Below are 10,107 nucleotides of genomic sequence, written 5' to 3' on the forward strand. Positions count from 1 at the left end.
CGCCCAAATGCTACGCCCCTACATATACATTTCGACTTTTGCAAGAGATCTACTGAAAATCTAAGATCTAAAATCTAAAATCTAAAATCTAAAATCGGATGACTCAAGTTTCGATAAATGCTCTAGTTCAAGGGGCAATTTCAGGAGATTATATTGTCAGCTTTCCCACTGATACTGTACCTGCTTTGGCGACGCGGCCCGATCGCGCGGAGTTGATTTTTGTGGCAAAACGGCGCAGCCAAGACAAACCGCTGATTTTGATGGCTGCATCGGCGGAGGCTTTGTGGCCTTACGTGCAGGGGAGTCCAGCAGAGTTGAATTTGTGGCAGCAAGTGGCTGCATCCTATTGGCCGGGGGCGCTCACTTTGGTGCTGCCGGCTTCGCCGCTGGTGCCGGCGGCCATGAATGCGATCGATCGAAGTACGATCGGAATACGAGTGCCTAACTTTGCCCTTGCACTCCAGATTTTAGAGCAGACAGGCCCTTTGGCTACTACCAGTGCTAATTTGTCCGGCCAAGCGCCTCTAGAGTCGGTGGCAGAAATTGAGGCGCAGTTTCCAGAAGTCTTGACATTAGTTGCTGCTGAATTAGCAACAGCGCCAACAGCTTCGAGTTTGCCTTCGACTGTGGCTAAATGGACTGCTGGCGGTTGGGAAATATTGCGACAGGGCGCGATCGAGCTAAAATGCTAAAAGCTAAACTCCAAGGCAAAGTAATATGGCGCCGATCGGCTGGAGCGACTTGATATATTTAGGTATGGGACTGTCCCTGGGTTTGGGAAGCAGTTTGATTTGGCGCCCGCGGCAAAAAAGCTCGCAACAGCCAGAACCTGCGCCCAATCTGCTACCAACTCCTCAAGAAATTAACTTAGAGAAGGTTGATTCCCTTTCCGAGCAACTGAAGCAAACTCAATTGGCTTATCAGATGGCATCGGAGATGAGTCTATTTAAGGCGGGTTTTTTGGCTCGAACTTCTCACGAGTTGCGATCGCCCCTGAGCACTATGATTGGTACGCTGCAATTAATTCTCTCGGATTTGTGCGACGATCCTGCTGAGGAACGAGAGTTTGTCGAACAAGCTCACATCGCGGCACTCAAGCTGGTGAAGTTGATCGATGAAATTATCTCTGTTGCTAAAACTGAACACGGCACTGACAGGATGGATATTGAGCCGATTCAGTTAGCTAAGGTTTTTGATGAAGTTGATGATTTAACTTATTTGCAAGCTGCTAATCGCAGCATTCGTTTGGAGATATTGCCGCCCGATCCGGGAATTTATGTATTGGCAGATTTGCCTAGGTTTAGGCAAGTTTTAGTTTATTTGGTGGATACTGCTATTGCTCAGATGGAGGAGGGGAGTATTTCTGTTTCTGCGCATTCTTCCCCGGAATCTGGATGCGTTCACATTTGGGTGGACGATCAGCGTTCGGTTAGTGCTTGGAGCGAGTCTTGGGATTTGCTGAAGCACGATTTGGAGTGCGATCCTGCTAAGAGCAGCGATAATTCTAAGGTGTCTTCTGGGATGAGGTTATTGATGAATCAGACCCTTTTAACTTTGATGAATGGAAAGTTGGAGGTTTTGGCGGTGCCTTCTGAGTCGGAAGAGTCCAATTTTAACCGCACTCAGTGTTCTATTCCTTTGGCAAGTTTGTAAAGAAGCAAGTTCGCCAATGGATTCTGTAACGGATTTAGCGGATTTAACGGAGGTAGAGAAAAGGGCAACGGATTTAACGGATTTAATGATTGATAGGTAGTAAGGTGCGCATTGCGCACCCTACATATGAGAGATTTTGGTGTATTTTTTGTGCTTGTTTAGCAAATAGCAGTTACCAGTTGGCCATTGCTAATTTCTAATTCTAGATTTTCTTCTAAAAGCTGATTTTCAAGTACCATTGTCGTGCTGGCGTTGTGTTGAAAACCGATGCGCTCGTAGAAGCTTTGTTTGTAAGTTGTCATCAGATAAACTCGTTCTACTCGGCACATTCGAGGGTGACTCAAGACGGTTTGCACTAATTTGCGCCCGAGTCCTGCACCTTGGTAATCTGGGTGAATGGCGACATCCCAGATTGTAGCTCGATAGATGCCGTCTGAGGTGGCTCTAGCAAAGCCGATCGCGCGCGGGCCGTCCCACACTGTCACAACTGGTTCGCTGTTGGCGATCGCAATTTCCCAATCTTCTATCTTGCGTTCCCTCGCCCAAAAGGCGGCGGCTTTAAATAGTTCTTGGATTTGTGGGATATCGGCGCGATCGCGAGTTGTGCAAAATTGAATGTGACTGGAATCCCTAGTCGCTGATGTCATGCTCTGCGGTGCCTTTAAGTTTTATCTAAACAGTGTTACTTTTACTGTCTTGCACGAGTGAAAGTTAATTTTGTTTGGGAACCCTCAATGATTGAATTCCCGATTTACAAAACTCTACTTATTGACACATATTTTATAACTAATTTCCGTAATTATTAATACTTTTTTGTATAAAGCCAGATAGAAAGAAAGTTGAGACCGCTTTTAGACAAGGGAAGTCCGCCGACGCAGAGTGAAGAAGAGCGCGTAATTTTAACCGCCCATTCTTCAACCCGCAGGCGAGTGGGTTTTGTGTGTATAAATGCGGTTTCAACCGCCCAGTATTCCGATCGCAAACCTATTGGGACATCACGAATGTCTCAATTTTGCAGCCAACGGGCAGCATCTTTGGCGTGATAAGTCAAGATCAAATCGGTACCAGCACGCTTGAATCCTGTCAAGGTTTCCATCACTACTCTTTCTTCGTCAATCCAACCGTTGAGGGCGGCAGCTTTCACCATCGCGTATTCTCCCGAAACGTTGTAAGCAGCAACGGGCAAATTAGTGGCTTCTTTGACGCGCCAGATGATGTCCATGTAAGCTAAAGCGGGTTTAACCATCAGCATATCGGCGCCTTCAGCAATATCGAGAGCAATTTCTTTAAGAGCTTCGCGGCCGTTTCCTGGGTCCATTTGATAGGTGCGCCGATCGCCAAATTGCGGAGCAGAATCCGCCGCATCCCGGAACGGGCCATAATAAGCTGAGGCGTATTTTGCCGCGTAGGACATGATAGGAATATCTTCAAATCCAGCCGAGTCCAATCCTTCGCGAATTGCTCCGACAAAACCGTCCATCATTCCCGAAGGTGCAATAATATCTGCACCAGCTTGAGCTTGAGCAACTGCTGTTTTCTTCAGCAATTCTAGAGTCGGATCGTTCAAAACTCTGCCGCTTAAATCTCCGACTTCCAAATAGCCGCAGTGACCGTGACTCGTATATTCACACAGACAAGTATCGACCATGACGATTAAATCTGGTACGGCTGCTTTAACTGCTGCTGTTGCTTTTTGAACGATACCACAATCGTGCCAAGCACCTGTGGCGTCTGTATCTTTATCTGCGGGAATGCCGAATAAAATAATCGCGGGAATGCCGAGGTCGTAAACTTCTTTTGCTTCTTCTACGATTTTGTCTACCGATAGCTGATAGACTCCGGGCATCGATTTAACTTCTTTGGCAAAACCTTCGCCCGGTACGGCAAATAGAGGGTAAATTAAATCGCTGGTTGTCAGGATATTTTCGCGTACCATCCGGCGGAGTTGGGGATGGTTGCGGAGGCGGCGGGGGCGGTGAGTGGGAAACATAATGTTTTTTTTACGGTAGATAAAGTCCTGCTTTCTGGGACTCGCGGCGTTTGTTTAAAAGTCTAAAGCTTATTGTTGGTCGATCGCCCTCAACTTAAGTAAAGTTCTGTAAAACCCGCGAGCTCCATGGTTCGATGGTTCGGACTCTCTTCCTCCTTCGCAGTCAGGACTCTCTTCCTCGTTCGATGGTTCGGACTCTCTTCCTCTGTTGATCTCTACTCTCTAGCCTTTCTGGTTCCCAGGCTCAGCTTTTTGAGGTGCCCAGATTGGTTGGTACGGATATCTCGCACGCTGCACACCTGTAACCGGGCTGCCCATAAGCGAGGATAGACTGTAAATTATAAATGTATCGAATAGTAACGGTCTTATGTACAAGCAACTAATTTCAAAGATCAAACCGCTTTTGAAATCACTATTTGCGATCGGTCTGGTACTGACGCTAGCCCTCGGTAACGCTGACGGAGCTCTGGCTGCTCGCAGCGGAGGACGGATGGGGGGCGGATCTTTTAGAGCTCCGGCGCGCAGTTACTCGTCTCCTAGCCGCACTTACGCGCCGTCGGGAGGGGGTTACTACCCGGGCGGCTACGGAGGCGGATTTGGTGGCGGCTTCGGTTTCCCCTTCTTGCTGCCATTTTTCGGATTTGGCGGCGGATTTGGTGGCCTGTTCTCAATTTTGATTTTTATTTCGATCGCGAATTTCCTCGTGCAAAGCTTCCGCCGTGCCGGGGGAACAACCGACGAACTCGGCAACAGCACGACTACTAGCACCGTATCTGTGGCCCGCTTGCAAGTTGGTTTGCTAGCAGAAGCCCGCGGTTTGCAGGTCGAACTCGATTCGCTAGCGCGCAAAGCGAATACGGATACAGCGGCCGGCCGCGCTCAGGTGCTGCAAGAATCGACTCTGGCGATGCTGCGCCATCCTGAATACTGGGTTTACGCGGGTGCTGACTCTGTGCAAACTCGCTTGGAAGCAGCCGAAGCTAAATTTAACCAATTTTCTTTGGCAGAACGCAGCAAGTTTACTGAAGAAACGCTCTCGAATTATAACAACCAGCTACGCCAAGCAGGGAGCAACAAAAACTTGCCTGTTTTGCAGGAAAACGGCGCGCTAGTTGGTTCGGATCTCAATTCAGATCCAGGGGAATTTATCGTGGTGACGGTGATTGTCGGTACTCAAGGCAAACTGCAATTACCAGCAGTGAAAAACTCTGAAGATTTGCGCCAAGCTTTGCGCCAGATTGGGGGAGTATCGAGCGAGCAGTTGCTGGCGGTTGAGGTGCTGTGGACTCCTCAAGCTAGCGGTGACACTCTGACTGCTGATGATATGTTGGCCGGCTATCCTGATTTGCGATCGATTTAGCGAAAGAGATGGGGTGCAGAGTATTGGCTGCTGCGCCCCATGCCGTCCCAAAGCTGTGCGGGCTAACCCGATGGGCTTTAGGACGTGCAGCAAGCAGGATTTGGCGGAATGCCGATCGAGTAAAAAAAAGATTCTTCAGCAAATGCTATTATTGAGAGATTATCATTGAGTTTGGTTCATCTAGTATTGGCAAGGCCTGACCTAGAAGCATTTGGCGAACAAGTTAGGCAGAATAAAAAAACTATATTCAGCCAGGAGTGACTGGTTCGGAAGAAGTCACGACAGCCTGCCATCTAAAATTTAATATAAAAAAGCGATCGGGAGCTAAACTTATGGCCGACAGCAGCAGAAAAAAAGCACTTTTTATTTTGAGCCAGTTAAATAATGACGATATTGACTGGATAGTTCAAAAAGGTAAAAAGGAAGTTCTCGCTCCGGGCACGATTTTGATCCATGAAGGGAGACAACTCGATGCGCTCTACATAGTTTTAAAGGGGAATTTGAGCGTTTTGCTCGACGCACACGAAACTAAAGAACTGGCGAAAATATCCAGCGGAGAACTTGTGGGAGAAGTTTCTTTCATTGATGCTCGCCCTCCTTTAGCCACTGTAAAGGCACTCGAAGAAACTCACTTGCTGGCGATTCCCAGACGGCAGTTAGTAATCAAACTGCAACACGATATGGGCTTTGCTTCCCGCTTCTATTATGGAATTTCGCTGTGTCTGGCAGACAGGATGCGCGGCACCATCAGACATATAGAATACGGTCGCAATATAGAATTAGAGCAGCAAGAACTCGATCGGGAGGATATTAATCCTAACGTCCTGGAAAATTTGGCGCTTGCTCAGGCGAAGTTTAATTGGCTGAGCGAAAATGTGAGGGCTTGATAAATTTTAATTAAATCCGAATGTATCTAAAGCCTTAAATTTCACGACATAATTCGACAGCAGAATAGGGGCGGGTTTTACCGGCAAGAGCGACAAATGCCGGAACTAAAAAAAACCTGCCCCTTTGCTTTGCAATTGCCACCTCGCGCGCTGAGGTGCAACTACTAACCAGACAACCTAGATAATTCCCGGGCCTTGACCGCGGGTGTCTGCATCCATTGTCAGTTTGCCTTCTTCGCCTTTTTTATCTTTGATTTCTGCGAGAATTCGAGCGCGTTCTGCTGCTTCGGCTTCTTCTTTTTCTCTCAAATCGCCCGGTTCGTTGATGTACATTTCTGGTTCGATCGCGTAATTATTAACCAGACCTTCTTTGTCTACTGTATAACCATCCGTAGTGTGAATGCTTTCGTCATCGGTTTGGTCGTCTGTTTTGGCTTTTTGCTGCTTCTCTTCGGTGGTTGTGTGCATGAAGTTAGAGCCTTCGCGTTCTTGACGCGCTGCTGTCTCAGCAGGAGTAATGCCCCTGTCGTAGTGGGGGGCTTCCATATTAGCTTCGATTTGTTCGTCTGTCGGTGTTGATTTGCTAGTAGTCATGATTTATTCCTGAGTTGTTTTTTCAAAAATGTCTTTGGCTTATGTTTAAATATTAAGCCTAAGCTAACTCATTCACTAACTATCTTTGGTTATAGTTTCCTGAAACTTGCTGTAATGTAAAATACATTTATTGAGTGTTCCTCAAGACTGATAAAATTATATTTTGAGTGAAAGTTTCACAGGTACCGAGTAGTTGACATCTATCTAAAGGTAGGGAATATCATTTGAGTTCAATTACCTGTAATAAATGTGTTTGATCGTTCGGAATGCGAGTCCTCAGACTTTGATGCGGACTCGCATTCCGAACGATCGAACCAATTTTACTGTGGTTGTTTTAGCGGCAATAATATGACTTCTTTTATGCTTGTTTATAGAAGCGGATGATTTCGCGGACGTGGTTGAGAAATTGTCCGTCCGAGGTGAGTTGCGCGATCGCACTTTCGGCATCTCTTGCCAGTTTAGTGTGTTCTGCTTGATTTGTCGATCGCAAATCTTCAATCGATGCGGCTAAATTAGTTAATCCTACTTTGGTAGCCCGCTGCTGCCGCTCTTGAATAGCAGCCCAAGAAGTTTCATCGTGTGAATTTAATTGAGCAGCCAAATTTTTGACTGTAGATTCTAATTGTGCAAAGCGGTTGCGGAGTTCGACAATATCTTCGCGGGGGTGGTAAAATTCGCTGCGGATGGTTGTCAGCCGCTGGGCTAAATACTGATAGCCTCGGATAGCTGGACGCAGTATAGTTAACAGCAGTGCTGCACCGGAACTGAGATAGCCAACAGCACTAATGCCGGTGGCGGATAGGGCGTAAAGTGCGATCGCGCTAACCAGGTGAAGGGCGATCGCTACCAGGAGCGATCGGCTAGCTAATACAGTAACGTATTTGAGTTGTTCGGAATCAACAGCAATATTTTTTTTAGTAGATTCTGCGCCTTGCGCTAAAACTTCCTTAGCTTCAAAATGGATATTCCAGGGAACTGTAACTATCAGCAACAGCCATTCAAAGATAGCAATGGCAATTATCCAATCAATAAAATTCCCGGCGGAAACGTGCAACCCTTGGAGAACAGCAAAAACCAACAATAAAAGTAAGCCAGTGACGGCACCGAAACCTGCAAAACTATAATACATTGCGGTTACTTAGTGGAATGTTGTTTTGATTGTGGTTAAGTTATTGAGGTGTGGAGTAATAAACTGTGACAGTTAAGGAATCGTCCGATCGCTCCCGCTTCATTAGTGATTGCTAACAGTCCCGGGCAACCGTTGTTCACAACCAGGTTTTTTGACTAAAATACTTGCTACGGGTCAATTTTAGCAAGTTTTATTGAGAGTGGGTAGGTGGTTGAGGCATAGGAAATAAGCTGTGACACTTAACAAATTGTCCGACAACTACGTCTATCACTTATTAGTGATTATTGCAATATAAGGCTTACTACAAGCCGATTTATTGAGAAAAAATAGTGAGTTTAACTGTGAATAAAAGCTAAACAAATTCATGTCTCAAGAATGCGTAAGTTATAAACAATTAGTCATGTGATTTGCGATTAGCTGTCAAAATAAAGTTCCATTCTTCCCCACTTATAGTATAGTATTTGCTATTTGCGATCGAGAATGACTTACCATAAATAATTGGTTTAAAGCCGGAGCCCTGGGATAAATTAAAATCAGACTATTGATTGGTGCCATCCTCGGACTTCCAGGTAGACGTAACTGTCAATTGTCAACTGTCAACTGTCAATTGAATGAAGGCGTTAGGATTTGCAGCACTGGCTATTCAGTTGCATTCTGTTGTTAAGCTGGTATCAGCCACGGCGTAACGCTTGGGTAGGAATACAGCAATCTCAAAACCGTCCCTGCTCTCGAATTTTATTTTCCAGAGGTGCTAAATCGCCTGTGGCTGAGATAAACTGATTGGAAGCTCGATCGCGCGCCAGAGTTCTTTTAGCAGCTTGCAACCGAGACGGCGATCGTCTTACCCTGAGATAAACAACAGCAAATAGGTGCCAAAATTAACTCTACCGTCTGCAATTTCCAATAACTGCACGTCTACCCAGTAAAATAAAAAGTCAGCACCAAGGACAAACCGATGGCGAACTCAACTCTTGGCCTAGAAAATCAACTTTACGATTATCTGTTATCTATTTCTCTGCGGGAACCAGATATTCTCGCCTCACTGCGAGAAGAAACTGCTAACCATCCTATGGGTATGATGCAAATAGCTCCCGAACAAGGGCAGTTTATGGAGATGCTGGTGCAGCTTATGGGAGCGACAAAAACCTTAGAAATTGGCGTTTTTACTGGTTATAGTTCGCTGTGTGTAGCTTTAGCGCTGCCTTCTAACGGTAAGATTGTTGCTTGCGATGTCAGCGAAGAATATACTTCTATAGCACGACGCTACTGGGAAGCTGCGGGTGTGTCAAACAAGATTTCTTTGCAGTTGGGCCCAGCACTAAATACTCTCGACAAACTCATAGCCGAGGGACAAGCGGGAACCTTTGATTTTGCCTTCATCGACGCCGACAAAGAAAATTATGAGGGTTATTTTGAGCGATCGCTCCAACTGGTGCGGAATGGCGGTTTAATTGTAATTGACAATGTTCTGTGGTCAGGACGAGTTGCCGATCCTGAAGTACAAGACACAAGTACCCTCGCCCTTCGCAGTTTCAACGATAAATTGCGCAACGATCCTAGAATTACTCTGAGTGTTGTTCCCATTGGTGACGGACTAACTTTGGCATTGAAACGCCGCTGGGCTACTGTGATGCAGCCTGAAGCACAAAATTAAAGAGTTCAAGTTACAGGGAAGTTGATTTAAACCATAGAAACCGGGTTTTCATCTGTATTAAAGGCTGCGATACAGTATTTTATCAAAAATCTGGTTTCAGCCTACCGGTGCATCTACAACCCGATCAATGACTCACGACAAATTACAATTATTAAAACTTAGAATAAATATCATTAAATTGCTCTGAGACAAAGATGCTAATATCAAATTTACAAGTAAAATTACCGATTCACGAAACTTTTCAGTGTACGGTGCAAGGCGAAGGCTACTGGACAGGAACTTTAGTTGATTTTATCAGATTAGCCGGTTGTCCCGTGCGGTGTCCTTGGTGCGACACTGGCTATTCTAATGGTGGCAAAAGCTTGCCATCGGTGCCGCAGTCGATCGCACAATTGCTAGATCGATTGCAGTCTCCGAGGGTTGTCATTAGTGGTGGCGAACCTTTCATCCACCAGAATTTGCCGGAGTTAGTCCGAGCTTTGTTAGAATCTGACAAGCAGGTGAGTATTGAAACTTCGGGCGCTTACTGGCAGGATATTTCGCCGCTGGCTTGGATTACTCTTTCTCCTAAAGAACACGTCAATCCTCAATATCCCGTGCAAGAGATTTTCTGGAGGAGAGCTAATGAAATTAAGTTGGTAGTTAGCACTGGCGAAGAAGTTGATTTTTACAGAAAATATTGGGCTGACAATGTGAATATTCCTGTATATTTGCAGCCGGAGTGGGAAAAGCGCGATCGGGCAATTCCGATAATTTTGGACTTATTGAAACAGCATCCGAGTTACAGACTGTCTTTGCAAACTCACAAGTTTATTGGTGTTCAATAAACATCAAATAATT

At 45.8% G+C, this 10,107-nt stretch carries 10 protein-coding genes; 6 read left to right on the plus strand and 4 right to left on the minus strand.

Annotation, left to right across the window (positions count from 1 at the left end; all coding sequences use genetic code 11):
- Nucleotides 1-98 precede the first annotated feature (98 nt).
- Nucleotides 99-692, plus strand: a complete 594-nt coding sequence (locus QT974_RS24405) for an L-threonylcarbamoyladenylate synthase (protein WP_333470998.1) — start codon at nt 99-101, stop codon at nt 690-692.
- 25 nt (nt 693-717) lie between these two features.
- A complete protein-coding gene (locus tag QT974_RS24410) occupies nt 718-1,653 on the plus strand; it encodes a sensor histidine kinase (protein ID WP_333470999.1) in 936 nt (311 codons plus the stop codon).
- Between the two features lie 158 nt (nt 1,654-1,811).
- Here QT974_RS24410 and QT974_RS24415 read toward each other — a convergent pair whose 3' ends face one another.
- The gene (locus QT974_RS24415) at nt 1,812-2,300 is read right to left on the minus strand and encodes a GNAT family N-acetyltransferase (protein WP_333471000.1); all 489 of its coding nucleotides are present in this window, start codon (nt 2,298-2,300) and stop codon (nt 1,812-1,814) included.
- 359 nt (nt 2,301-2,659) lie between these two features.
- Nucleotides 2,660-3,643, minus strand: a complete 984-nt coding sequence (gene hemB / locus QT974_RS24420; protein WP_333471001.1) for a porphobilinogen synthase — start codon at nt 3,641-3,643, stop codon at nt 2,660-2,662.
- A gap of 367 nt (nt 3,644-4,010) precedes the next feature.
- Here hemB and QT974_RS24425 point away from each other — a divergent pair, with 367 nt between their 5' ends.
- Nucleotides 4,011-5,003, plus strand: a complete 993-nt coding sequence (locus QT974_RS24425) for a DUF1517 domain-containing protein (protein ID WP_333471002.1) — start codon at nt 4,011-4,013, stop codon at nt 5,001-5,003.
- A gap of 257 nt (nt 5,004-5,260) precedes the next feature.
- On the plus strand, nt 5,261-5,890 hold the full coding sequence (locus QT974_RS24430; protein ID WP_333471003.1) for a cyclic nucleotide-binding domain-containing protein: 630 nt from the start codon (nt 5,261-5,263) through the stop codon (nt 5,888-5,890).
- A gap of 177 nt (nt 5,891-6,067) precedes the next feature.
- On the opposite strand, the gene QT974_RS24435 is transcribed toward QT974_RS24430, so the two are convergent.
- Nucleotides 6,068-6,484, minus strand: coding sequence for a hypothetical protein (locus QT974_RS24435; protein ID WP_333471004.1), 417 nt, complete (start codon nt 6,482-6,484; stop codon nt 6,068-6,070).
- A gap of 358 nt (nt 6,485-6,842) precedes the next feature.
- Nucleotides 6,843-7,613 carry a hypothetical protein gene (locus QT974_RS24440; RefSeq protein WP_333471005.1) on the minus strand — a complete coding sequence of 257 codons (771 nt, stop codon included), beginning with the start codon at nt 7,611-7,613 and terminating at the stop codon, nt 6,843-6,845.
- A gap of 955 nt (nt 7,614-8,568) precedes the next feature.
- Here QT974_RS24440 and QT974_RS24445 point away from each other — a divergent pair.
- Together QT974_RS24445 and QT974_RS24450 are read left to right on the plus strand one after the other, a co-directional pair.
- Nucleotides 8,569-9,267: a class I SAM-dependent methyltransferase gene (locus QT974_RS24445; RefSeq protein ID WP_333471006.1), complete on the plus strand. Its 699-nt coding sequence runs from the start codon at nt 8,569-8,571 to the stop codon at nt 9,265-9,267.
- A gap of 194 nt (nt 9,268-9,461) precedes the next feature.
- Nucleotides 9,462-10,094, plus strand: a complete 633-nt coding sequence (locus QT974_RS24450) for a 7-carboxy-7-deazaguanine synthase QueE (RefSeq protein WP_333471007.1) — start codon at nt 9,462-9,464, stop codon at nt 10,092-10,094.
- The last annotated feature ends 13 nt before the right edge of the window (nt 10,095-10,107 follow it).

The organism is Microcoleus sp. BM001215392 (genome assembly GCF_036700185.1).
Lineage (GTDB): Bacteria > Cyanobacteriota > Cyanobacteriia > Cyanobacteriales > Microcoleaceae > Microcoleus.